At 60.9% G+C, this 22,126-nt stretch carries 25 protein-coding genes; 9 read left to right on the top strand and 16 right to left on the bottom strand.

The window, feature by feature from the left end:
* Position 1: 1 nt before the first annotated feature.
* Genes AC6I7Z_RS04800 through AC6I7Z_RS04790 form a run of 3 tightly spaced genes read right to left on the bottom strand, consistent with a single transcriptional unit; the run spans position 2 to position 1,423 of the window.
* A complete protein-coding gene (locus AC6I7Z_RS04800) occupies positions 2-451 on the bottom strand; it encodes a YaiI/YqxD family protein (protein ID WP_033752765.1) in 450 nt (149 codons plus the stop codon).
* Between the two features lie 9 nt (positions 452-460).
* Positions 461-904, bottom strand: coding sequence for a DUF421 domain-containing protein (locus AC6I7Z_RS04795; RefSeq protein ID WP_434124064.1), 444 nt, complete (start codon positions 902-904; stop codon positions 461-463).
* Between the two features lie 9 nt (positions 905-913).
* Entirely contained in the window at positions 914-1,423 is a 510-nt protein-coding gene (locus AC6I7Z_RS04790) for a hypothetical protein (RefSeq protein ID WP_497813338.1), read from the bottom strand.
* Between the two features lie 86 nt (positions 1,424-1,509).
* Between AC6I7Z_RS04790 and proC the strand changes: the two genes are divergently transcribed.
* A complete protein-coding gene (gene proC, locus AC6I7Z_RS04785; protein ID WP_497813337.1) occupies positions 1,510-2,322 on the top strand; it encodes a pyrroline-5-carboxylate reductase in 813 nt (270 codons plus the stop codon).
* Between the two features lie 35 nt (positions 2,323-2,357).
* Here proC and AC6I7Z_RS04780 read toward each other — a convergent pair whose 3' ends face one another.
* From AC6I7Z_RS04780 to AC6I7Z_RS04765, 4 genes are all read right to left on the bottom strand, one after another.
* Positions 2,358-3,884, bottom strand: coding sequence for an FAD-dependent oxidoreductase (locus AC6I7Z_RS04780; protein WP_497815399.1), 1,527 nt, complete (start codon positions 3,882-3,884; stop codon positions 2,358-2,360).
* A gap of 237 nt (positions 3,885-4,121) precedes the next feature.
* Entirely contained in the window at positions 4,122-4,430 is a 309-nt protein-coding gene (locus AC6I7Z_RS04775; RefSeq protein ID WP_497813336.1) for a PsiF family protein, read from the bottom strand.
* A 108-nt stretch (positions 4,431-4,538) separates the two neighbouring features.
* On the bottom strand, positions 4,539-4,796 hold the full coding sequence (gene iraP, locus AC6I7Z_RS04770) for an anti-adapter protein IraP (protein WP_497813335.1): 258 nt from the start codon (positions 4,794-4,796) through the stop codon (positions 4,539-4,541).
* A gap of 208 nt (positions 4,797-5,004) precedes the next feature.
* Positions 5,005-5,154: a hypothetical protein gene (locus AC6I7Z_RS04765; RefSeq protein WP_497813334.1), complete on the bottom strand. Its 150-nt coding sequence runs from the start codon at positions 5,152-5,154 to the stop codon at positions 5,005-5,007.
* A gap of 263 nt (positions 5,155-5,417) precedes the next feature.
* On the opposite strand from AC6I7Z_RS04765, the gene AC6I7Z_RS04760 reads away from it, so the two are divergent.
* Complete coding sequence (locus tag AC6I7Z_RS04760) at positions 5,418-8,543, top strand: beta-galactosidase (RefSeq protein ID WP_497813333.1); 3,126 nt, start codon at positions 5,418-5,420, stop codon at positions 8,541-8,543.
* Here AC6I7Z_RS04760 and AC6I7Z_RS04755 read toward each other — a convergent pair.
* Positions 8,428-9,699, bottom strand: coding sequence for a multidrug efflux MFS transporter (locus AC6I7Z_RS04755; RefSeq protein ID WP_497813332.1), 1,272 nt, complete (start codon positions 9,697-9,699; stop codon positions 8,428-8,430). The two genes, AC6I7Z_RS04760 and AC6I7Z_RS04755, sit on opposite strands and share 116 nt — an antisense overlap.
* Before the next feature lie 78 nt (positions 9,700-9,777).
* Here AC6I7Z_RS04755 and AC6I7Z_RS04750 point away from each other — a divergent pair, with 78 nt between their 5' ends.
* Positions 9,778-9,993, top strand: coding sequence for a hypothetical protein (locus AC6I7Z_RS04750; protein ID WP_497813331.1), 216 nt, complete (start codon positions 9,778-9,780; stop codon positions 9,991-9,993).
* A gap of 111 nt (positions 9,994-10,104) precedes the next feature.
* Positions 10,105-10,353 carry a biofilm development regulator YmgB/AriR family protein gene (locus tag AC6I7Z_RS04745; RefSeq protein ID WP_286870192.1) on the top strand — a complete coding sequence of 83 codons (249 nt, stop codon included), beginning with the start codon at positions 10,105-10,107 and terminating at the stop codon, positions 10,351-10,353.
* Between the two features lie 144 nt (positions 10,354-10,497).
* On the opposite strand, the gene AC6I7Z_RS04740 is transcribed toward AC6I7Z_RS04745, so the two are convergent.
* Complete coding sequence (locus AC6I7Z_RS04740; RefSeq protein WP_497813330.1) at positions 10,498-10,794, bottom strand: I78 family peptidase inhibitor; 297 nt, start codon at positions 10,792-10,794, stop codon at positions 10,498-10,500.
* 265 nt (positions 10,795-11,059) lie between these two features.
* Positions 11,060-13,654: a bifunctional diguanylate cyclase/phosphodiesterase gene (locus tag AC6I7Z_RS04735; RefSeq protein WP_497813329.1), complete on the bottom strand. Its 2,595-nt coding sequence runs from the start codon at positions 13,652-13,654 to the stop codon at positions 11,060-11,062.
* A gap of 217 nt (positions 13,655-13,871) precedes the next feature.
* On the opposite strand from AC6I7Z_RS04735, the gene AC6I7Z_RS04730 reads away from it, so the two are divergent.
* The 3 genes from AC6I7Z_RS04730 (at position 13,872) to AC6I7Z_RS04720 (ending at position 15,157) form a co-directional block, all read left to right on the top strand.
* The gene (locus tag AC6I7Z_RS04730; RefSeq protein ID WP_497813328.1) at positions 13,872-14,519 is read left to right on the top strand and encodes a CPBP family intramembrane glutamic endopeptidase; all 648 of its coding nucleotides are present in this window, start codon (positions 13,872-13,874) and stop codon (positions 14,517-14,519) included.
* A gap of 118 nt (positions 14,520-14,637) precedes the next feature.
* Positions 14,638-14,808, top strand: coding sequence for a hypothetical protein (locus AC6I7Z_RS04725; RefSeq protein WP_094078501.1), 171 nt, complete (start codon positions 14,638-14,640; stop codon positions 14,806-14,808).
* Positions 14,809-14,917: 109 nt separating this feature from the next.
* Positions 14,918-15,157, top strand: coding sequence for a hypothetical protein (locus tag AC6I7Z_RS04720; RefSeq protein WP_497813327.1), 240 nt, complete (start codon positions 14,918-14,920; stop codon positions 15,155-15,157).
* 116 nt (positions 15,158-15,273) lie between these two features.
* Here the strand turns inward: AC6I7Z_RS04720 and yniD are convergent, their stop codons facing one another.
* The 5 genes from yniD to AC6I7Z_RS04695 form a co-directional block, all read right to left on the bottom strand.
* Positions 15,274-15,381 carry a small membrane protein YniD gene (yniD, locus tag AC6I7Z_RS04715; protein ID WP_497813326.1) on the bottom strand — a complete coding sequence of 36 codons (108 nt, stop codon included), beginning with the start codon at positions 15,379-15,381 and terminating at the stop codon, positions 15,274-15,276.
* Between the two features lie 115 nt (positions 15,382-15,496).
* Positions 15,497-15,925: an OsmC family protein gene (locus tag AC6I7Z_RS04710; protein WP_033752779.1), complete on the bottom strand. Its 429-nt coding sequence runs from the start codon at positions 15,923-15,925 to the stop codon at positions 15,497-15,499.
* Positions 15,926-15,969: 44 nt separating this feature from the next.
* Positions 15,970-17,157, bottom strand: coding sequence for an FMN-dependent L-lactate dehydrogenase LldD (gene lldD / locus AC6I7Z_RS04705; protein ID WP_497813325.1), 1,188 nt, complete (start codon positions 17,155-17,157; stop codon positions 15,970-15,972).
* Between the two features lie 18 nt (positions 17,158-17,175).
* A complete protein-coding gene (gene lldR / locus AC6I7Z_RS04700) occupies positions 17,176-17,943 on the bottom strand; it encodes a transcriptional regulator LldR (RefSeq protein WP_497813324.1) in 768 nt (255 codons plus the stop codon).
* 241 nt (positions 17,944-18,184) lie between these two features.
* Positions 18,185-18,397, bottom strand: a complete 213-nt coding sequence (locus AC6I7Z_RS04695; protein WP_033752782.1) for a hypothetical protein — start codon at positions 18,395-18,397, stop codon at positions 18,185-18,187.
* Positions 18,398-18,804: 407 nt separating this feature from the next.
* On the opposite strand from AC6I7Z_RS04695, the gene dbpA reads away from it, so the two are divergent.
* A complete protein-coding gene (gene dbpA / locus AC6I7Z_RS04690; protein WP_497813323.1) occupies positions 18,805-20,187 on the top strand; it encodes an ATP-dependent RNA helicase DbpA in 1,383 nt (460 codons plus the stop codon).
* Between the two features lie 75 nt (positions 20,188-20,262).
* Here dbpA and AC6I7Z_RS04685 read toward each other — a convergent pair whose 3' ends face one another.
* Positions 20,263-20,655 (bottom strand): YgiW/YdeI family stress tolerance OB fold protein, encoded by a 393-nt coding sequence (locus tag AC6I7Z_RS04685; protein ID WP_497813322.1) that lies wholly within the window; start codon positions 20,653-20,655, stop codon positions 20,263-20,265.
* A gap of 173 nt (positions 20,656-20,828) precedes the next feature.
* Here AC6I7Z_RS04685 and AC6I7Z_RS04680 point away from each other — a divergent pair, with 173 nt between their 5' ends.
* A complete protein-coding gene (locus AC6I7Z_RS04680) occupies positions 20,829-21,791 on the top strand; it encodes a chemotaxis protein (RefSeq protein ID WP_497813321.1) in 963 nt (320 codons plus the stop codon).
* Positions 21,792-22,126 lie beyond the last annotated feature (335 nt).

Below are 22,126 nucleotides of genomic sequence, written 5' to 3'. Positions count from 1 at the left end.
TTCAGCGCTGGCGCTGCGTCAGCCAGCTGTCGAGCGCGTTAGCGAACTGCTGGCGGTCTCGCGGACTCATCGCCGCTGGGCCGCCCGTTTGCACGCCGCTGGCGCGCATGGTGTCCATAAAGTCGCGCATCGTTAGCTTTTCGCGAATGGTGGCGGGCGAATAGCGCTCGCCGCGCGGGTTAAGCGCTGCGCCCCCTTTCTCCAGCACCTCCGCCGCCAGCGGAATATCGGCGGTAATCACCAGATCCCCGGGTTCCACACGCTTCACGATCTCGTTATCCGCCACGTCAAATCCGGCTGGCACGCGCAGCGTTTTCAGCCAGGGCGACGGCGGCACGCGCAGCGACTGGTTGGCGACGAAGGTCACCTGCGTTTTGGTGCGATCCGCCGCGCGGTAGAGCACCTCTTTAATGACGTTGGGGCAGGCGTCGGCATCAACCCAGATAACCATGTTCTTTCCTTACTCTTTGGGAATGATGGAGATCTTGCCGGTCTTCTCCAGAATGGCAAACTTTATTTGGTCCAGCCGCTCCAGCCCCTGCGAGCTGCGCGCGCTCTGCAGAATATCCTCTTCGTCTACCCCGGCGCGCTTCGCCCGCTGGCGCAGCAGTTTGCCCTCTTCCACCAGAATCAGTGAGGAGCCGTCAATCAACCGCTCCATTCGGGGAAAGCGCGTTTTCATCATGCCGAACAGAATATCAATCACAATCAGCGTGACGATGGTCAATCCGGCGCCCGTGACGGAAAAGTCATCGCCGAGCAGCGCCTGCTGGGTCGCCTCGCTGATAATCAGCAGCAAAATCAGGTCAAAAGAGGTCATCTCCATCAGGGTGCGCCGTCCCGCGATTTTAAACACCACCATCAACAGCAGATACATGCTGGCTGCGCGCAAAACCGTTTCCATATGGCTCTCCTAAGGGTAGACAAACTGACTAAAGCGCACGCTGGAGGCGTCGTCGAGCGTGACGGTAAGGTGATAGCGGCCGAAATCCTGCGGCTGGGTGCCGATCCAGATAGTCGCCTCCTGCTGATCGGGGCGTCGGTGCCAGCGCAGCACCAGGCTGTCGCCGGTGCTCCAGGCGTCGTCCGGCTGCGGCTGAAGGGTCTGTAGCTGAATATCGTCGAGCTGCGGCCCGCGCAGCCTGATCTGATAAGCGTCGCCGCGCAGCTGCCTCAGACGCAGCGTCATATCCATGTTGCTTTCCCGTCGCCCGAAGCGTTCGTAATCGACGCTCAGCCGCTTATCCGCGCTGGTGACCTGTTGGTTGCTCAGCCAGCCTTTTGAAAACAGCCCTGCCGCGCCAGCGACGACAATCAGCAGCAGCAGCGCAAACCCCGCGTGCTGAATACGCCACTCGATACGTTGCCACGGCATATTCTCTTTCACCGGGTAGTGCCGGCTTTGATTTTCATTGTCGCCCATGCAGTGTTCCTCTTGCTGACTTGTTATTAATCCTGGCTGAAGTAAGCTAACGCGTTAAGATTTTCGAACTTTCTTAAGGAACGGCGATGCTGGAGAAGAAGATTGGGTTTATCGGCGGCGGCAATATGGCCAAAGCCATTATCGGCGGACTGGTGAAAAGCGGCCAGGTCGCGCCCTCGAACATCTGGGTATTTGACCGCAAGGCGGAGGCCAACGAGGCGCTGGCGCGCGAGTACGGCATTCAGGCCGCCGAGAGCGCCGAGGGGCTGGCGCGCGAAGTCGATATTCTGTTCGGCGCGGTCAAACCCAACGTCATCCTGAAAGTGCTGAAAGATCTGGCCAGCCTGCTGAAAAAAGAGGCGCTGGTAGTCTCTATCGCCGCGGGCGTCACGCTCGATTCGCTGGCGACGGTGCTTGGCCACGACCGCAAAATCGTGCGCGTGATGCCGAATACGCCGGCGCTGGTCAACGAAGGGATGACCTCGATAACGCCGAACGTGCTGGTCGAGCAGCCGGAAATCGACGAAGTGGTCAGGATATTCGAGAGCTTCGGCAAAGCGGCGGTCGTCAGCGAATATCTGATCCACTCGGTGGTCGGCGTTAGCGGCTCCGCGCCCGCCTATGTCTTTATGTTCATCGAAGCGATGGCGGACGCCGCCGTGCTCGGCGGCATGCCGCGCGCCCAGGCCTATCAGTTCGCCGCCCAGGCGGTAAAAGGCTCGGCGCAGATGGTGCTGGAGACCGGCAAACATCCCGCCGAACTGAAAGATATGGTCTGCTCGCCCGGCGGCACCACCATCGAAGCGGTGAAAGTGCTGGAAGAGAAAGGCTTTCGCGCCGCCGTGATGGAGGCGATGCAGCAGTGTATGGCGAAGTCTGAAGCGCTGAGCAAAAAGTAACCCACCAGGCGGAGCGCCCGCTCCGCCCGCTTTCGCTATCCCTGACGGCTCGTCACCGTCGCCAGCGCCTGCGCCATGGTCATCGGCTGCTGCATCTCCAGCGCCAGCGCCGCCGTGAGCGTATACATGCCGCAGGAGAACGCCGCCGCCAGCTTGCCCTGCTGGCCGTAAAGCGCGATAAACTTTTTCTCCTCCAGCGAGCCGATCAGGCGATACTCGTCCCACTCTTCGGCATGGCCGAGATACTCGTAGCGCGTGCCGAAGTGCGTGGTCCAGAAAAAGGGCACGCGATCGTACATCATGCGCTTGTCCAGCATATTGAAGGCGGCGATGCGTCCCTGCTGATGGGCGACGCGATAGTGCTCGACGCGCAGCGGCCCCTGCGGCGTCAGATAGCTGGCGATATCTCCCGCTACCCAGACGTTTTGCGTCACGCGCAGCTGGCTGTCGGCGAGCAGGCTGCCATCCTCGCGCAGCGACAGATCGTGAATAAATCCGGTCGCGGGCTGAATGCCGGTCGCCAGCAGCACCACGTCCGCCTTGATGCGGCGGCCATCCTGCAGACGCAGCGCGGTAACGTGATGCTCACCCTCCAGCTCGGCCGGATCCCCATCAACAAAGTGCACGCCGTTGCTGCCGTGCAGATCGCGGAAATAGCGGCCGATCTCTTCGCCGAACTGGCGCGCGAAAGGAAGCGGATGCCGCGCCACCACCGTGACCTCGACGTCGCGATTGCGCAGCGCCGACGCCATCTCCATGCCGATAAAGCTGTTGCCGATAATCACCAGCTGCTGGCTCTGGTCGACCTCCTTTAGCAGCGCATCCGCCTGCGCCAGCGAGCGCAGCAGGTGTACACCCGCCAGATCGCTGCCCGCTAAATCGGGACGCTGCGGCGCGCCGCCGGAAGCGATCAGCAACTTGTCATAAAACAGCGAGTCGCCGTCGGCGAAGTGGATACGCTGCTCGCGCGTGTCGAGACGCGTCACCTCGCCCTGGAGACGATCGACGTGCTGTAAAATGTCCTCTTTCAGAATGCGCGGCACATCCTTGATATCCATCTTGCCGGAGGGGACGAATTTGGTCAGCGCCGTGCGGTCGTAGGGCGCCTCCGGCTCGCGCTCCACCAGCACCACCTTTCCCTTAAAGCCTTCGCGACGCAGCGTCCAGATGGCGGCGCTGCCTGCCGCGCCGCCGCCGAGCACCGCATAAACCGGCGCGTCGCCGCCGCTGCCGATGGGCGTCGCAGATGACATTGCTTTGGGATTGACCTGCACAATGCCGTTCTCGACGCGCAGCGGAAACTGTTTGAGATCGGCCAGCGCCAGCGGCTCGCACATATGGCCATCTTCCAGCGCGAACACCGCTTTATGCCACGGACAAACCAGCTTATCGCCGCAGATAGCGCCCTGCTCCAGCGGCGCGCCCGCATGCGGACAGGTGGCCTGATAGGCGCGCACCTTCTCTCCATCGCGCACCAGCAGAATATCGGTATCGGCTATTTTGGTTTTGGTGGGCTGGCGGTCGGGCAGATCCTTTAAGGCGAGGACGGGCTGATAATTCATCATGCGGCTCCTTCTTTGTCGTTATTCAACAATGCGCCCTGTGCGGGCGCCGCTATTCCCCTACAAAAAGTAAGTGTGGCAAAGGAAAGCGGAAGGCAGAGTCTGAAAATAAAAAAGCGGCTAACCCTTTGTTAAGGCGTCTAATTAAAGTTTTAGCAAGTGTAAATGGTTAAAAACAGCGGAGCGGGAAAGGCGAAAAGCTATGACGGCCGCCGCGCGGCCGTCATGAATAAAGCATCAGACTTTTTTCAGACAGGAACTCATAAAGGTCTTACGCGCGTCGCCGCTAAGCTTTTTATCGCCCGCTGCGGTGTTGCAGCTTTTCATTTTTACCTGCTGCGGCGTCATGCCGGAGATTTTGCTCTCTTTCTTCAGGCACTCGCTCATAAAAGCTTTACGCGCGTCGCCCTTGAGATTTTGCGTGCTGGCGTGCTGATTGCACTGCGTCATTTTTTGCTGCTGCGCCGTTTTCTCGGCGGCCTGCGCCACGCTGACGCCGCTAACCAGCAAACCTGCCATCACAACTGCCGCTAAATGCAATTTCATGGTAAGACTCCCTTGATGAATAACCTGTTAATTCTGGCACGAGAGAAACAAAGCGGTGAATATTTGCGCAAATTTGCAGCGCCGATCGCACTGCCCGACGATCGGTAATCAGACGCGCGGATGGTTAAGTAATTTGTCGAGGTAGTTACGTAACAGAAGTGCGTCTTCATTATTACTGCCGTCGACGTTGGCATTGTGCATCGCGTTATCGATACCGGCGGCGATAGCGTGCTGTTGTTCCGGATCCAGCTTGCGCAGCATCGCCGTCACGATAATTTCCAGCGCCTCAACCTGAGCCACAAGCTCTTTAGACTCTTCTTCTTTTGCCGCCAGTTTTACCAGTAATTCAGCGATAAGGTTTTTCATGCCCTTGACCCACAGGTAAATAAAAGAGGACGTTATCACTCGACAAAATAAAAAAACAGCGTTTTAAGCCCATTTTACCCGGCTCTTTATAACCATTTTTATTAAAACAGAGGCTAAACGCATTTTAAGAAGCGGGCGAAACGTTTTACTGTTAATTAAGCGAGACGTAAATCGTTTCAGCCCAAAATAAAGCGGAAATTATGCAGGATTAACGCGGGCCAGTAAAACCGTGACCGTGCCCGCCCCAGCCGCCACCACCACCAGGCCCTCCCCAGCCGCCGCCCGGAGGCGGAAAAATACAGCCGCTCAGCGCGGTCACCAGCGCCACAACCGCGGCAAGTTTAACAATACGTACCATAGCAACCTCAGGATGGATGAAATCGCGCTGAGTGTATGAGCGACAAACCGGGGCGACAAGCGAGAATTCTCTGACTCAGGGCGGTATTAACCCTTGTATACCAGGCTTAACAATTTACTGGCACGAAAGTGACGCAGAACCAGCATCTGGCTCGTTTTCGCCGCAGACCTCGTTGAAAAATTCTCCCTTTTCCTCAGCGGCCGCTCTTTACAGCCCGCGGGAAACATTGCATTGTGAGCGCAATACAATTAAAGGAAACCTCTATGTCGACGCCGCCGATTTCGCTCAGTCAACTTCTTGCCCGCCGCGACTGGGAGAACCCGGTCGTCACCAGCCTGCATCGCCTTGACGCCCATCCGCCTTTCGCCAGCTGGCGCAGCGAAGCGGCGGCGCGCGACGAGCAGCCCTCTGCCGCGCAGCGCAGCCTGAACGGCGCGTGGAATTTTAGCTACTTCAACCGCCCTGAAGCGGTGCCGGAGAGCTGGCTGCGGCAGGATCTGCCCGACGCAGCCACGCTGCCAGTACCCGCCAACTGGCAGCTGCACGGTTATGACGCGCCCATTTACACCAACGTCCAGTATCCCATAGCGGCGACCCCGCCGTGCGTGCCGGAAGAGAACCCTACAGGTTGTTACTCGCTCACATTCACTCTTGACGACGGCAGGCCTGAAACCGGGCAGACGCGCGTGATCTTCGACGGCGTCAGCTCCGCCTTTTACCTCTGGTGCAACGGCCGGTTCATCGGCTACTCCCAGGATAGCCGGCTGCCCGCCGAGTTTGACCTTAGCGCGGCGCTGGTGCGCGGCGCGAATCGCCTGGCGGTGATGGTGCTGCGCTGGAGCGACGGCACCTGGCTGGAGGATCAGGATATGTGGCGCATGAGCGGCATTTTCCGCGACGTCTCGCTGCTGCATAAGCCGACGCCGCACCTGGCGGATGTCCAGCTGGAGACGCTGCTGAGCCCGGAATACCGCAGCGCGGATCTGGTGGCGCGGGTAGGCGTCACCGCTCAGGATGCGGCGCTGCGTTTGCGGCTGACGCTGTGGCGAGAGGGCAAGCAGACGGGCGTCATCGAGCAGCCGCTCGGCAGCGCGATTATCGATGAGCGCGGCCACTATGGCGATCGCGCCGAGCTGCGCCTGCGCGTTGAGGCGCCCGCGTTGTGGAGCGCCGAAACGCCGACGCTCTACCGCGCCACGCTGGCGCTGCTCGACGCGCAGGGCGAAATCATTGAAGTCGAGGCGTACGATGTCGGCTTTCGCCGCGTCGCCATCGAAAACGGCCTGCTCTGCCTGAACGGCCAGCCGCTGCTGATACGCGGCGTCAACCGCCACGAACATCACCCGGAGAGCGGCCAGGTGGTGGATGAAGCGACGATGCGGCGCGACATCGAACTAATGAAACAGCATAACTTCAACGCGGTGCGCTGTTCGCACTACCCTAACCATCCGCTCTGGTATCGGCTGTGCGACCGCTACGGCCTCTACGTGGTCGACGAAGCCAATATCGAAACCCACGGCATGCAGCCGATGAGCCGCCTGGCGGACGACCCGCGCTGGTTCGCCGCCTTTAGCGAACGCGTCACGCGCATGGTGCAGCGCGACCGCAACCACTGCAGCATTATTATCTGGTCGCTGGGCAACGAATCGGGGCACGGCAGCACGCACGATGCGCTCTATCGCTGGGTGAAAAGTGCCGATGCGACGCGCCCCGTGCAGTATGAAGGCGGCGGCGCCAACAGCGCGGCGACCGATATTCTCTGCCCGATGTACGCGCGCGTCGATGAAGATCAGCCCTTCCCCGCCGTGCCGAAATGGTCGCTGAAAAAGTGGATCGGCCTGCCGGGCGAAAGCCGGCCGCTGATCCTGTGCGAGTATGCGCACGCCATGGGCAACAGCCTCGGCGGCTTTGCAAAATACTGGCAGGCGTTTCGTCAGTTTCCGCGCCTGCAGGGCGGCTTCGTCTGGGACTGGGTCGATCAGAGCCTGACGCGCTACGATGAAAACGCCCAGCCCTGGCAGGCCTACGGCGGCGACTTTGGCGACAAGCCTAACGACCGCCAGTTCTGCATGAACGGCCTGGTGTTCGCCGACCGCACGCCGCATCCGGCGCTGTTTGAAGCGCAGCGCGCGCAGCAGTTCTTCCACTTTGCCCCGGACGCCGACGATCCCTTTAGCTTTACCGTCAGCAGCGACTACCTGTTTCGCCGCAGCGATAACGAGGTGCTGCGCTGGCGCGTTGAGCAGCAGGGCGAGGTGGTGGCGCAGGGCGAAACCGCGCTGGATATCGCCCCCCAGGGAACGCAGCGCATCTGCGTTGCGCCGATAGCGCATCTTATCGGCGAGTGCTGGCTAAACGTCGCCGTACACCAGCGCGCCGCCACCGCCTGGTCTGACGCCGACTGGCGCGTCGCATGGCATCAGTGGCCGCTGCCCGCCGCGCTGGCGCTTCCGCCGCAGCCGAGTGCGGGCGAGCCGCCGACGCTCAGCATGGAGGAGGCGGCTATCGTCGTCACGCACCGCCATCAGCGCTGGCAGTTTAGCCGCAGCAGCGGCGAGCTGACGCAGTGGGTCGTCGACGAGCAGGCGAGACTGCTGTCGCCGCTGCAGGACTGCTTTATCCGCGCGCCGCTCGATAACGATATCGGCACCAGCGAAGCGGAGCGCGTCGATCCCAACGCCTGGTCAGAGCGCTGGAAAGCGGCCGGCTACGACGCCATGACCAGCCGCGTAGAGCGGACAGAGGCTTCGACGCTGTCGGACGCGGTGCAGATCAGCGTGCTGCACGGCTGGTACGCCCAGGGTCGACTCGCCTTTCTCAGCCATAAACGCTACCGGTTCGACGCGCAGGGCGAAATGCATCTGGAGGTGGAGGTGGAACAGGCCGCCGACGCGCCCGCGCCGGCGCGCATCGGCCTGCGCTGCCAGCTCGCCGCCGCGCCGCGGCAGGTCGCCTGGCTGGGGCTGGGGCCCCATGAAAACTATCCGGACCGCCGGCTGGCGGCGCAGTTCTCGCGCTGGCAGCTGCCGCTCGACGCGCTGCATACCCCTTACGTTTTTCCGAGCGAAAACGGCCTGCGCGGCGGCACGCGACGGCTGGAGGCGGAGGAGTGGCGCGTCAGCGGCGACTTCAGCTTCTCGCTGAGCCGTTACAGCCTTGAGCAGCTGCGCGACGCGTCGCACCGCCATCTGCTGCGCGCGGAGCCGGGATGCTGGCTGCATCTCGACGCCGCGCATATGGGCGTGGGCGGCGACGACTCCTGGAGCCCGAGCGTCAGCGCCGAGTTTCTGTTGACTCAGCGTCGCTGGCGCTATGCGCTGCGCTTTTCCCCTTTGGCTCCAGCACCGTCCGCGGACGGCGATAGAAGCGCTTCAGCAGCAGCACGTTAACCAGCACCACCAGCGCGGTGGCGAAGAAGACCCAGCGGTAGCCGGTCAGCGCCGACACCGTCGCGCCGAGCAGCGGGCCGGCAACGTTGCCGAGATACATAAAGGACTGGTTGTAGCCGAAGATACGGCCGGTGATGTTGTCGCGCGAATGGCGCACCAGCAGCGTCTGCACCGCCGGCATCATCGCGCCGTCGGCAAAGCCGAGCAGGAAGCGCAGCACGCCGAGCTGGGTGGCGCTGGTGACGAACGACATGGCGATAAGCAGCAGCAGCGACACCACCATGGTCGCCAGCAGGATCCGCTGGGTGCCGATACGGTCGCCCAGCCTGCCCAGGCGCGGCGCGGCAATCAGCGCCGAAATGCCCGGCAGCGCGGCGATCACCCCGCTGAGAAAGGCGATGTTATCCGCGGTCGGCGCCAGTTCACGCACGAACAGCGTCAGAATCGGGTTAACCGAGCCGTTGCACATCTGGATCACCATAGTGGTGACAAACAGGCAGAGCATCAGCCTGGGATTGTCGAGCGAAGCGAACACCTCACGCCCGCTCAGCTTCTCTTTTTTACTTACCGGCGTATAGCCGGTCTCTTTAATCAGGAACAGCGTCACCAGAAAACTCACCAGCAGCAGCGCGGCGGTTACGATAAACACCATGCGCAGGCCGACCCAGTCCGCCAGCAGCCCGCCAAGCATCGGCCCGAGGATCACCCCGCCGATCTGGCCGGTCGAGACGCAGCTCAGCGCCCAGCCGCTGCGGTCGCGCGGCACCTGCGACGCCACCAGCGCCATGGCGTTGGGAATATAACCCGAAGTCAGCCCCATCAGCGCGCGCAGCAGCAGCAATTGCCAGGCCTGGGTAACGAAAGCCTGCAGCAGGATCACCACGCCCATGCCGAACGCCGCGCGCAGCAGCATCAGCTTGCGTCCTTTGCGATCGGCGAGACTGCCCCACAGCGGCGCGACGGCGGCCGAGACCACAAAGGTGATGCTGAAGGTGAGTCCCGACCAGAGGCTAAGGGCGTCGCCGCCTTGAATACCGAGCTGTTCGATATAGAGCGGCAAAAAAGGGATGATCTGACTGATGGCCAGGCCGGTGAAAAAACAGCCGAACCAGACGGAGATAAGATTAATTTTCCAGGATTCAATTGTGCGTGGCATGAGCAAACGGGCGCTGGCAGAGGGAGGCGACAGTCTATCAACGGCGCTTTGCTGCTGAGCGACAAATGATGGCACGAAATGAAAAAAACCGTTTTTCGCTGCATTAGCCCCTTTTCACTGCCGTATATAGGCTGTTGGCGCTTTTTTGCAGTGAATGTCGATGGTCTCGCTGACCGCGTGTCAGCAGAGATAAAAAAATATGTCAGTCTGTTACTGACAAGTTCTGATGTCGGTTGTATGTTTAAAAAAACGCCAGTTTCTCTGGCGCAGGCGCGGCTTTCCCGGCTGCGCTAACGCCTCCGCCACTTCCCGTCGCGGCGAGGTCCACAGTTACCTATCACGCTGACTATCACGCTGCGCTGCGCAGGTCGTGACAGACGCGCCGTCGCCTTAGCGGAGGTGAAGATGAGAGTTCAAAACAGTGCCAGCCGTGCGATTGTGGACTATTTCAACAGCCCGGCGTGGAACGCCCCGCAGGAGTCCGATCTGCTGGCGGTGATCCTGCGCGAGTTAATGGAGGCTGGCGAGCCCGCCACCAATAAAGCGGTGATCGCGCGGGTTATTGAGCGGCTGGAGGTCGAGGGCGACGCGCGCCGTCTGGAAAATTATCGTCAACTGCTGGCGCAGTTAATGGAAACCGGCTCGTCGGAATAAGCGAAAAAAATTCCCGCCGAAGCGGGAATAAACAAGACGAGCATTGCATATTGAGAGTGACGAGAAAATCTCTGTTATCCGCGATCTATCCTCGGCTCCATTGATGACCAGCGCATGACAATGCGACGCTTTTTTTATGACGCCTTAGCCGCAGTAGACCTGACTGATAACGTCATTTTTGTCCGCCAGGAAGTTCAGGCGGTGCAGATTAAAGTCCATCGTGACCGCGCTATTCCAGCGAATAGCCCGCATCGGCGTCTCCAGACGCAGGCTGCTGGCGGCGCTAATCGGCTTGCCGACGTAGCTCTGATACTGCGAAGCGCCGCAGGTGTCGCTTGCCGCATCCGCGGCGGCTGCGGTGTTATCAGGTTTATTCGCTGACTGACAGGCGGTTAAGGCGAACATGCCCAGCGCCAGCAGCGCTTTTCCATAATATTTCACGTTTTCTCCTCATGAACGTGGTGAACTCGCCCCTGAGAGTAGCAAAGGCGCGCGGCAGGCTTAACCCTTAAAGGCTGGAAAGTTTGTTGCGAACGGCCTGTTTGCGCCGTTTTATGACGATTTTTTCAGATAAATCGCACTTACTGACCAAAACCCTCACGCTGGAGCGCTAAAATTATTAGGAACTTTCTTAGGAGGATCGTATGGAACTGGCAATCTTCGTGGGCTTTGCCGTTCTGATGACCGCCGTGGCGGTCAAAGTGCGTTAAGCCCGAACTGATTGAGATCTGTTTTCCAGAAGCGCAGTAAAGGCCGCCAGCGGCACGGGGCGTCCCAAAAAGTAGCCCTGCCCCTCTTCGCAGGAGAGCCGTTTTAGCTGGTCAAGCTGCGCTTCTGTCTCAATCCCTTCCGCCGTAATCGTCAGCGCAAAAGCGTGCGCCAGCGCGATAATGCCCGCCACCACCGACTCCGCCTGCTGCGACTCTGGAAAATCTTTCATCCAGGAGCGATCGATCTTCAGGCCGTTAAACGGAAAGGTCTTCAGATAGCCCAGCGCCGCATAGCCGGTGCCGAAATCGTCTACCGTCAGCCTGACGCCAAGCGCGCGCAGCCCCTGCATCACTTCCAGCGCCTGCTGCGGATGCTCGAACGTCACGTTTTCCGTGATCTCCAGCTCCAGCCGCGTCGCGGGCAGCCCGCTGCTCGCCAGCGCGCGCGCGACGCGCTGCACCAAATCGTTGGTGCGAAACTCTACCGGCGAGATATTGACCGACACATAGCGATCCGCGCCCCATGCGCTGGCGTCGCGGCAGGCGCGCGCCAGCACCCAGTCGCTGATGGCGACGATCAGGCCGTTCTCCTCCGCCAGCGGAATAAAGCGATCGGGCGTAATCGACGGCCCCTCTTCGGGCTGCCAGCGGATCAGCGCCTCCGCTCCCGCCAGCCTGCCGCTTTGCAGCTGATAGCGCGGCTGGTAATGCAGGCAGAACTCGTCGTTGAGCAAAGCCTGTTCGATGCGTTTCGCCATCTCGCGCTTATGCTCGCGCTGGCTGGCCATATTATTGGCGTACCAGACCCAGCGGTTGCGCCCCGCGGCGCGCGCTTCGTTCAGGGCGATATCCGACATGCGCAGCAGCGCCTCGGGGTGGCTGGCGTCCTGCGGCGCGCAGGCGATGCCGATGCTGGCGGTGAGATAGTGCGCGTGCTGCCCGGTGTAGATCGGTTGCTGCACCTCCTGCAGCAGACGGGCGCAGCGTTGCGCCACCACCTCGGCGTCGCCCTCCTGCAGCACCAGCACGAACTCGTCGCCGCCCAGCCGCGCCGCCAGCTCGTGCGCGTCGACGCCGCGCTGCAGCCGCTGCGCCAGCTGATGCAGCACCTGATCGCCCGCCGCGTGCCCCCAGTTATCGTTCAGCGGCCTGAACTGGTCGAGATCGAGGCTGAGGATCGCCAGCGGCGACGCCAGCTGCGGCAGCTCCAGATGGCGCGTCAGGAACTCCTGCAGCTGAATGCGGTTAGCGAGTCCGGTCAGCGCGTCGTGGCGCGACAGAAACTGAATGCGCGCCTCCGCCTCCATTCCCTGGGTGATATCCGATACCGTGCCGCGAAAGCCGGCGCGACGCCCCTCGTGCCAGATGGTTTTCGCCACCAGATGGCCGATGCGGCGTTCGCCCTGCGCGCTCATAAACTGGCAGCGCAGCGGCGCGGAGGAGGCGCTATCCTCCTGACGCATCAGCCAGGCCACCAGCGAGTGGCTGGAGTGCGTCAGCAGACGATCGATATGCTCGCCCGTCCAGTCGGCAATCTGGTGGCCTGTCAGGCGATGGAAGCGGGAAGAGAGATAGATCAGTCGTCCGTGCTCATCGGTTTCCCAGATCCAGTCTGAGGCGGCTTCAGCCAGGTCGCGGAAGCGCGCTTCGCTGTTGGCCAGCTCCTGCTGGCTCAGGGTCAGCATGGCGAAGCGGCGATCGGATAGCAGCGCGTGATGCAGCGCGTGGCGGCTGACGCGGCGCGTAATCCAGCCGGTAAGCAGCGCCACCGCCGCCAGTATCGGCAGCAGCAGCATCAGCAGGCGCGTGCCCGGCATTTTCGGCTGCCAGCTCAGCGCCACGCTCCCGCCGTCTATCGCCGCCAGCGTCATGGTCGGGCGCTGCCGCGCGTCGTTGTCCGCAGTGCCGCGCGGCGCCCAGACGTCGAGCATTTTGCCCAGCGCCTCTAATTTGGCCGGCGTGAACAGATTGACGAAGACCAGCACCGAGGGAGCGCCCGACCGCTCAGAAAGACCCGCCGCTTTGCCCCTTGAGATGGGCGCCGCCACGACGATGGCGGGCTGTCGCTCAATCACGGCGTTGCGCGCCAGCGCCGCGTTTTGCAGCCCGCGCGCGTCGCGCAGCAGCCCGGCGCTCTGCGCGCCGAGCCAGGCCTCCAGCGGCAGATCGGCGAGTTTTCCGTTAATCACCGCGTAGCGCGTGCGGCCGGCATTATCCACCACGAACACCCCTTCGTAGTGATACTCGTTGTAGAGATCCGGCCCGATATTCTCCTCGTCCCATGCCCAGCGCTTATTGAGCGTCAGGTGCAGGTTGCGCCACGCCTCGCTCCAGAAGGCGTAGTCGCGCACGTCGGTCAGCATCGTCTCCTGACGGGCGTCCCATGCCTGGCGCAGCCGCTGGCGATCGTGATCCGTCGCGTCGCGGTTCTGCCGCTGGGCGATAACCAGCACCATCAGCACGACGAGCAGCAGCACGCCAGAGAGCAGCAGCGAAAAGATGCGCAGGCTGCGGCGCGTGCTGCGCAGAGTGCGATCTTCAGCCGCCGGCGCAGAGCGGCGCGACGGCGATTCCGGTGGGTCAAAAGTCATCAGGAGCGCTCACAGCAAAGCGATAAAAGAGGCTCGGGCAACGGCGCGTCGACGGCTGACGTCGCAGGCCCAAACAGGTTTAAGCGGTTATCGGCGCGCGGCGGCGCGGTTTTAGCCTGAGGCGGCAATTTACTGCGTTAAGTTTGTACGCGCGCCTCCCTCGACAGGGATCGGGCGCGTTGCTACTATGCGCTTTCCTTCAGTGGCTGGGTTGCCTATGAACACCAATCCCGACAGAGTGACGTTGACGCTGTTTTACGTCGGCAGCTTTGTGGTCTATTACCTCGTGACGATGCTGATTACGCTGTTTCCCAACTACGGCGTGCTGCGTAACGACGGTCTTCTGGTGCCGGTGCTCTGCCTGTTTGAATTCGCCGTGATCTATCCGCTTTACCGCTTTTATTGCCAGCGCCGCAGCGATCTGCCGCTGGGCGAGCTGCGCATTCGTCAGACGCTGCTGTTTATCCTGGCGCTGTTTGCGCTGATGGCGGCCCAGACGCAGTTCTTGCAGCCTGAAGGCTGGCTGGTCGAGCAGGCGCAGCAGGGCCGCAATTCGATGCTGATCCTGCTGCTGACCGCCGTGCTGCTGGCGCCGGTGTTCGAAGAGGTGCTGTTTCGCGGATTTTTGCTGCAGGGATTTCTGCTGTGGGCGCCGCGCAGCCGTTTCGCCTGTATGCTGCTGACGTCGCTGCTGTTCGCGGCGATGCACACCCAGTATGTGCACTGGGAAACCCTGGTGGCGCTGACGCTCTTTTCCCTGCTGCTCTGCTATGCGCGCCTGCGCAGCAACAGCCTGGCCTTGCCGATTTTCCTGCATACCCTCAACAATCTTATCGCCCTGCTGCCCGCCTGGTTTTTCTCCTGAGATCCAATACCGCTCAGGCTGATAATGCCGCGGCGTCACGTTTGTCTATACTGGATCGTAAAAAAGGAATCTAAGCATCACAGTCCGTACCAACGAGACCGTGTAAAGGAGTCGAGCCATGTTGATTGGATTTGTGTTGTTAGTGAGCGCCTGCGGCCATGATGCCTGCGATGCCCTGCCGGTGTCGGAGCGCATTTACCCGACCAAAGCGGCCTGTGAAACCATGGCGGATCGCATCCATAAAGTGCGGCCTGGCGTGGTCCTGCTGTGCGGCGAAGTGCATCGTTAATTACGGCCGCTGAAGGATGTGAAGAAAAAAGAAGCGGTTTAAACGTTGCAGCCTGCGGCAACAGCGTTCAAAATATAAGCTGTTTTAACCTATTACCGTTGTGATCCCCATGAAAATACCACGCCCCCGTCGTCCGACTGGACGCTGGGTTTATTACATTTTGTATGACGGCATTATCTGGCCCTGCCCGGTGCGCTGGGAGTGGGAAAGCGGCTACGGCGGCTGGCTGCCGTTTTACTATTCGCCGACCTTCGAGTTCGTGGCCGGCGATCCCGGCAAAGCGTATCGCATCGCCCGCAGCGACGTGCGCGCTAAACGTCGCGATCAGGAAGAGCGTGAATATGTGTGACGCGGCTCAGCGGGAGACCCAGGGCAGCCAGGATGAGGTCAACAGAAAGTGAATCAGCTCCAGCGCCAGCACGATCATTACTAAGACGCCCAGCTTGTGGCGGCAAATCCACGCCTTCAGGCCCATATCATCGCCGCCCAGCGGATCAGCATCAACGCGCCGCAAATACAGAGCAGCACCAGCACCATTTTCCAGTGTTTTTTTGCCGGCAGATATTTCGCCACCCTTCTCCTCCTTCCGCAGAAAGAAAAGATGCGCCCCAGGGCGCATCCATTGCGGTTCATCAGAACCCGTGTCAGCCAGCATAGCGCGGTCGCCGATTGCGGGCGACCTGCTGGATCAATTATTCAGGGTATAATCGAGGGTGATCTCGGCGTTCAGCACCTGCGAAACCGGACAGCCCGCTTTCGCCTTCTGAATGATTTCGTCAAACGCCGCGCTGTCGATGCCCGGCAGGCTGATGGTGCTGTTCAGCGCCACTTTGGTGATAGCGAAGCCTTCGCCTTTTTTATCCAGCGAGACGTCAGCGGTGGTGTCGATGCTCTGCGGCTTATGGCCGGCATTGCCCAGCATCAGCGACAGCGCCATGGAGAAACAGGCGGCGTGCGCCGCGCCGATCAGCTCTTCCGGATTGGTGCCCTTCTCGCCTTCGAAGCGGGTGTTGAAACCGTAAGGGGTCTGGCTCAGCACGCCGCTTTCGGTGCTGATGGTGCCTTTGCCTTTGATATCGCCTTCCCAGTGCGCCGATCCTTTCTTGTGAATAGTCATTTCATTCCTCCTGTTGATGAAGAGTGAGTAAGTATAGACAAGCCTCAGCTAACGGCACGCGGACGCGGCGCGACGGCTGCATTAGTGAGCGCCGCGCCGGCATCCACCAGCGCGTCGCGCGTGATCTCGGCGACTGATTTCGCGCCGGTCAGCGTCATCGCCACGCGCATCTCTTTTTCCACCAGCGAAAGCAGATTTTCCACGCCGCGCTGGCCGTGCGTCGCCAGCGCATAAAGCCAGGCGCGCCCCAGCAGCACGCTGTCGGCGCCAAGCGCAATCATGCGCACCACGTCCAGCCCGTTGCGAATGCCGCTGTCGGCAAGAAGGGTGATATCGCCTTTCACCGCATCGGCGATAGCGGGCAGCGCGCGCGCCGAGGAGAGCACGCCGTCCAGCTGGCGGCCGCCGTGGTTCGACACCACGATGCCGTCCGCGCCGAAACGCACCGCATCGCGCGCGTCTTCAGGATCGAGAATGCCTTTGATCACCATCGGACCGTCCCAGAATTCGCGGATCCACTCCAGATCGCGCCAGGAAATAGAGGGGTCGAAGTTGTTCGCCAGCCAGCCGATATAATCCTCCAGCCCGGTCGGCTTGCCGAGATAGGTCGAGATATTGCCGAGATCGTGCGGACGGCCGTGCAGGCCGACGTCCCACGCCCACTGCGGGTGCGTCGCCGCCTGCCAGTAGCGGCGCAGCGCGGCGTGCTGCCCGCTCATGCCGGAGTGCGCGTCGCGATAGCGCGCGCCGGGCGTCGGCATATCCACGGTAAACACCAGCGTCGAGCAGCCGGCGGCTTTGGCGCGCTCCAGCGCGTTGCGCATAAAGCCGCGGTCGCGCAGCACGTAGAGCTGGAACCACATCGGGCGGTTGATGGCGGGCGCCACCTCTTCGATCGGACAGACCGAGACCGTCGACAGGGTAAAAGGGATGCCTTTCAGCGCCGCGGCGCGCGCCGCCTGCACCTCGCCGCGACGCGCGTACATGCCGCACAGCCCGACCGGCGCCAGCGCTACCGGCATCGCCAGGGTTTCGTTGAACAGACGCGTTTCAAGGCTGAGATCGGACATATTCTTCAGCACGCGCTGGCGCAGCGCCACGTCGGCCAAATCCTCGACGTTGCGCTGCAGGGTGCGCTCGTTATAGGCGCCTCCGTCGATGTAGTGGAAAAGAAACGGCGGCAGAATACGCTGCGCGGCGGCGCGATAATCGGAAGCGGCGGAGATAATCACAGGTCGGTTTCCTTGCGGTTAAAAAGTGTCATTGCCTGGCAGACGCGTGATGCGCGCCTGACGCGCTTCATCTTCATGCAGGCTTTTCAGGGTGGCGTGGACAAAGCCGAGGTGATCCATCGCCGCCCGACGCGCCGCCTCGGCCTCGCCGGCGAGGATGGCGTCGAGCAGGCGCTGATGCTGTTCGGTGAGGCGGGCGAAAATGGGCGGCTGGCTGTACATGCGCTGTCGGCTTTGCAGCACCGAGGATTGCAGCAGCGCAAAGAAGCCGCGCATGGTCTGCAGCAGCACCACATTGTGCGACGCTTCGGCGATAGCGAGGTGAAAGCGCACGTCGGCCTGCGCGGCGAGGTCGGGATCGTCGCTCTCTTTCAGCTTCAGCGTGGCGTCGAAAGCGAGCCGCAGCCGCTCTTTATCCGCCTCGGTGGCGCGCTGCGCCGCGTACCAGGCGGTGCTCGCCTCGATGGCATGGCGCGCTTCGAGAATATCGTAGCGGTAGTCGGGATCGTCCTGCAGCAGCGCGCGCACCGGCGTGACGATGCGCTGTTCCGCCCAGGGCGCCAGCTGCTGACGCAGCCAGGTGCCGCCGCCGCGACGGCTGATCAGCAGGCCGCTGCTGATCAACTGTTGCAGCGCTTCGCGCAGCGACGAACGCGATACGCCCAGCTCCGCGGCGAGCTGGCGTTCGGCGGGCAGCCTCATGCCCGGCTCGAGCTTTTGCTGCTCGATATAGCGCCGCAGCCGCACCACAAGATGCTCTGCGGCCGTCGATGTCGATTCACTCATGGCGTTATCCTAAAGCGGCGCGCTTTTTGGTCGGACCAAAGGCGCGCTGCGCGTCGATATGAAGGCAAATGGTTAATCTTTTGTTAACCAGAGACAACCGTTAGCGCGCGATTTTTCCACTTTTGTGACTGGTGCTAAAAAGCAGGCTGTAATTGGTAGGACCAAAAAAGCGATGTGAGAAAAAGAGAGAGGCATAAAAAAAGCCTCCGGCTGGAGGCTTGGTTCAACTGAAACGATGACGTCAGGCGCTCTTCGCCCATTTCTGGGCCGTCATCATTTCCATCGCCAGCGCAAACAGCTGCTGCTGGTTCTGTTCCGCGCTTTCGGCATAGCAGCCGATCATTGAGACAACCTTGTCAGCAGATAAGCTTTCACCGTGGACATGCAGCGTAAGCACTGCGCGACCAACGATTTTCAGCACTTCTTCATGTGATCCCTGGGCAATATTACTCAATGGAGAACCCTCAAACTGTCGTTGTAATAAAAGTATGGCGCGCTAAATATAAAGCAATTGCGGTGATTATTTTATCGGCTGCACAGGTGACTTTATTTAATGATTAATTCTTTTGCTGGAGTAAAAAAAAGGGAATCATCTGATACAAAAAGAAATTAATTTGCTTATTCGTGCAGTTATAAAGTTTTCACTGGCCTTGAAAAGCCACACGATATGCACAAACAGACTGCCGCCCGCTAAAAGCATTAGAAGATAACATCCATTCTCAGCGATCTTCGGGTTATTCCTAAACGCCGGTCGGGCGAAGCTATCATGCAGGTAACCCTTTTCGCAGGTTGCCGCGCGACGCACATTCTGCCAGACTTGCCGCGCTATTTTTCGACCACCTTTTGCCGCCGAGGCCGCCCGTGACCGCATTTACTACCCTTACCGATCTTCCCGCCAGCCAGATCGCCAATCTGGCCGACATGGGCTACACCGAGATGACCCCTGTTCAGGCCGCCACGCTGCCCGCGATCCTGGCGCGACGCGACGTGCGGGCGCAGGCCAAAACCGGCAGCGGCAAAACGGCGGCGTTCGGCATCGGCCTGCTGCAGCATATCGACAGCAGCCGCTACGTCACTCAGGCGCTGGTGCTCTGCCCGACCCGCGAGCTGGCGGATCAGGTCAGCAACGTGCTGCGTCAGCTGGCGCGCGCTACCCGCAATATCAAGATCCTCACCCTGTGCGGCGGTCAGCCCATCAGCGCGCAGCGCGACTCGCTGGCGCACGCGCCGCATATCGTGGTCGGCACGCCGGGCCGCATTCTCGATCACCTGAAGCGCGAGACGCTGAAGCTCGATCAACTCGATACGCTGGTGCTCGACGAGGCGGATCGCATGCTGGAGATGGGTTTCCGCGACGATATGGAAGCGGTGGCGGCGCTTACGCCCGCCAGCCGCCAGACGCTGCTCTTCTCCGCCACCTGGCCGGAGAGCATCGCCTCGCTCAGCACGCGCTTTCAGCGCGACGCGCTGCATGTCGCCACCGAAGAGGTCAGCGAGCTGCCCGCGATCGAACAGGAGTTTATCGAAGCGAGCCCGAGCGAAAAGCTGCCGCTGCTGCAGGCGCTGCTGGCGCAGCGTCAGCCAGCCTCGTGCGTGGTGTTCTGCAACACCAAACGCGAGTGCGACGATATCGCCGCCGCGCTCAACCAGCAGAACATCAGCGCGCTGGCGCTGCATGGCGATCTGGAGCAGCGCGATCGCGAACGCGTGCTGATCCGCTTCGCCAACGGCAGCGGACGCGTATTAGTGGCGACCGACGTGGCGGCGCGCGGCCTGGATATTAAAGCGCTGGCGATGGTGGTGAACTATCAGCTGGCGTGGGATCCCGAGGTGCATGTGCACCGCATCGGCCGCACCGGGCGCGCCGGCGAACAGGGCAGCGCGGTAAGCCTCGTCGCGGCGGACGAAATGGCGCGCGCCCACGCGCTGGAAGATTTTCTGCAGCAGCCGCTGCACTGGGTGGCGGCGAGCGCGCTGAAAAAAGGCGCGCGTCAGCCGCTGCCGGCCGCCATGATGACGCTCTGCATCGACGGCGGGCGCAAAGCAAAGATCCGTCCGGGAGATATTCTCGGCGCGCTGACCGGCGACGCGGGTTTCCGCGCCGATCAGATCGGTAAAATCGATATTACGCCTACTCACGCCTATGTCGCCGTGGCGGCGAGCGAAGCCAAAGCGGCGCTGGTCAGGCTGAAGCAGGGAAAAATGAAGGGTAAGAGCGTGCGGGCGATTCTGCTGCAGGACTAAGCCTTTTGCTGGAAAGGCGCGGAGCGTTAACCCGCCCGCGCCCGACATCACGGCGTCGAAACGCCGTTCTGGTGCTCAGGGCTCGTCGATCTGCGTGACGTGCAGCACCGTTTTGTCGCCTTTGCCGTGTACGCGGCCGCTGACGCGCACCTGCTCATCCGCTTTATAGGTTTTGCCGTCGAAGGTTTTTTCCGGCGCGATAATGGTGATGGTGCCGGTGCTGTCGCGGAACTGATAGTTATCGCCCTGCAACTTCTTCAGAATATAGCCTTCAAGCGTAACGTAACCGTCCTGACGAAAATCGCGGATCTGGTTGATATGGGTCTGGCCGGTATCCTCTGAACCTTTATAACCTGCATCCTGTTTTTTCTGCGGCGGCGGCGTCGCGCCCGCTTCAAAACCGCCCTTCTCAGCCAGCGCTGGCAGACTCAATACGGCCAACAGCGTAAACGTCATGACTTTTTTCATGGTGCGCTCCTTTAGTGAAATTTTTCCGTTGTTACTCACTAAGCCTGGCACAAGAATAGCTAACTGCCCGGCCAATGAATTTTCTCAACCCCCTCTCACCTTTTCGCTGCTGGTGCCGATAATTCTTTTATCATTCACTTTCGCCGTCCAGGTGGCGGCAGTACAGAGCAACGATGGATAATTTTCAAAAAGAGATAGATGAAAGAGCGAATCTGGCGTTATCAAACCGCTTTGAACTGCTGCTGTTCCGCCTGGGCACCGATCAGGCCAAAGGTAAGTCAGAGCTGTTCGGCATTAACGTCTTCAAGCTGCGGGAAATCGTGCCGATGCAGCCCATCACCCGCGCAGCCGGCATGCGCTCGCCGCTGCTGGGCATGACCAACATTCGCGGCCAGTTTATCCCGGTGATCGATCTGCCGGCGGTAGCGGGCTGTACGCCGGAAACCGGCCTGAACCTGCTGCTGGTCACCGAATATGCGCGCAATACCCAGGCCTTCGCCGTGGAGTCGGTGGATAATATTGTGCGCCTCGACTGGAGTCAGGTGCATACCGCCGAGAAAGGCATTGGCGGCCGCAATATCACCAGCATTGCCTGTCTCGACGATGATAAGGGCAGCACCAGCCTGGCGATGGTGCTCGACGTCGAGCAGATCCTCTATGACGTTATTCCTTCGGTGCGCGGCGTCGAGCCGACGCCGGAAACCGCGCGCAGCTTTAAGATCAAGCCGGGCGCGGTCGCCATCGTCGCGGAAGACTCGAAAGTGGCGCGCCAGCTGCTGGAGCAGGGCCTGAAGAGCATGGGCATTCCTGCGCTGATGCACAATACCGGGCTTGAAGCCTGGCTGAAGATTAAAGAGATGAACGATGCGGCGCAGGCGGCGGGCGAATCGATCCACGACAAGATCGCGCTGGTGCTGACTGACCTCGAAATGCCGGAGATGGACGGCTTTACCCTGACGCGCAATATCAAGCGTGAAGAGACGCTGAAGCGCATTCCGGTGGTGATCCACTCTTCGCTCTCCGGCAGCGCCAACGAAGATCACGTGCGTAAAGTCGGCGCCGACGGCTACGTCGCCAAATTCGAAATCAACGAACTCTCCGCCGTGATCCACAGCGTGCTGGAAAAAGCGCCCTGATGCCCACTCAACACGCGACGCAACGTCGCGTGTTGCCTTTCTGCCCTCCTCGCATCGCCTCTCCTGCCGCTTTTTCTCTCGCCCTGCCCGCTGCCCGCTGACCGCCTTAATTCAACTGCTTAGCCTGGTTAATCTGATCGCCCATCGCCGCCGTAGTACCGCCTTCGCGGCTTATGGTTGCTGTTCAACGTCCCCTTAACGCCGTTCAGTCGGGCAGAAACCGCCTGGAAAAAATTAAAGTCAAAACAAAAACATCCGATAACCTGTGCGCCAGCTCTCATTTTTAACCGCTGTCAGGCGGCCTGGGGGCCGGCACAGGCTGGTCACGCCCAGGC

It is taken from the genome of Pantoea sp. X-Soil-MYKO-1289 (genome assembly GCF_059730625.1).
The sequence above is the reverse complement of the archived record's forward strand: the minus strand, read 5'-3'. Positions and strand labels throughout refer to the sequence as shown.

Coding starts and splice junctions, on each gene's coding strand:
- AC6I7Z_RS04800 (WP_033752765.1), bottom strand. CDS start 451: ATGGTTATCTGGGTTGATGCCGACGCCTGCCCCAACGTCATTAAAGAG.
- AC6I7Z_RS04795 (WP_434124064.1), bottom strand. CDS start 904: ATGGAAACGGTTTTGCGCGCAGCCAGCATGTATCTGCTGTTGATGGTG.
- AC6I7Z_RS04790 (WP_497813338.1), bottom strand. CDS start 1,423: ATGGGCGACAATGAAAATCAAAGCCGGCACTACCCGGTGAAAGAGAAT.
- proC (WP_497813337.1), top strand. CDS start 1,510: ATGCTGGAGAAGAAGATTGGGTTTATCGGCGGCGGCAATATGGCCAAA.
- AC6I7Z_RS04780 (WP_497815399.1), bottom strand. CDS start 3,884: ATGAATTATCAGCCCGTCCTCGCCTTAAAGGATCTGCCCGACCGCCAG.
- AC6I7Z_RS04775 (WP_497813336.1), bottom strand. CDS start 4,430: ATGAAATTGCATTTAGCGGCAGTTGTGATGGCAGGTTTGCTGGTTAGC.
- iraP (WP_497813335.1), bottom strand. CDS start 4,796: ATGAAAAACCTTATCGCTGAATTACTGGTAAAACTGGCGGCAAAAGAA.
- AC6I7Z_RS04765 (WP_497813334.1), bottom strand. CDS start 5,154: ATGGTACGTATTGTTAAACTTGCCGCGGTTGTGGCGCTGGTGACCGCG.
- AC6I7Z_RS04760 (WP_497813333.1), top strand. CDS start 5,418: ATGTCGACGCCGCCGATTTCGCTCAGTCAACTTCTTGCCCGCCGCGAC.
- AC6I7Z_RS04755 (WP_497813332.1), bottom strand. CDS start 9,699: ATGCCACGCACAATTGAATCCTGGAAAATTAATCTTATCTCCGTCTGG.
- AC6I7Z_RS04750 (WP_497813331.1), top strand. CDS start 9,778: ATGAAAAAAACCGTTTTTCGCTGCATTAGCCCCTTTTCACTGCCGTAT.
- AC6I7Z_RS04745 (WP_286870192.1), top strand. CDS start 10,105: ATGAGAGTTCAAAACAGTGCCAGCCGTGCGATTGTGGACTATTTCAAC.
- AC6I7Z_RS04735 (WP_497813329.1), bottom strand. CDS start 13,654: ATGACTTTTGACCCACCGGAATCGCCGTCGCGCCGCTCTGCGCCGGCG.
- AC6I7Z_RS04730 (WP_497813328.1), top strand. CDS start 13,872: ATGAACACCAATCCCGACAGAGTGACGTTGACGCTGTTTTACGTCGGC.
- AC6I7Z_RS04725 (WP_094078501.1), top strand. CDS start 14,638: ATGTTGATTGGATTTGTGTTGTTAGTGAGCGCCTGCGGCCATGATGCC.
- AC6I7Z_RS04720 (WP_497813327.1), top strand. CDS start 14,918: ATGAAAATACCACGCCCCCGTCGTCCGACTGGACGCTGGGTTTATTAC.
- AC6I7Z_RS04710 (WP_033752779.1), bottom strand. CDS start 15,925: ATGACTATTCACAAGAAAGGATCGGCGCACTGGGAAGGCGATATCAAA.
- lldR (WP_497813324.1), bottom strand. CDS start 17,943: ATGAGTGAATCGACATCGACGGCCGCAGAGCATCTTGTGGTGCGGCTG.
- AC6I7Z_RS04685 (WP_497813322.1), bottom strand. CDS start 20,655: ATGAAAAAAGTCATGACGTTTACGCTGTTGGCCGTATTGAGTCTGCCA.
- AC6I7Z_RS04680 (WP_497813321.1), top strand. CDS start 20,829: ATGGATAATTTTCAAAAAGAGATAGATGAAAGAGCGAATCTGGCGTTA.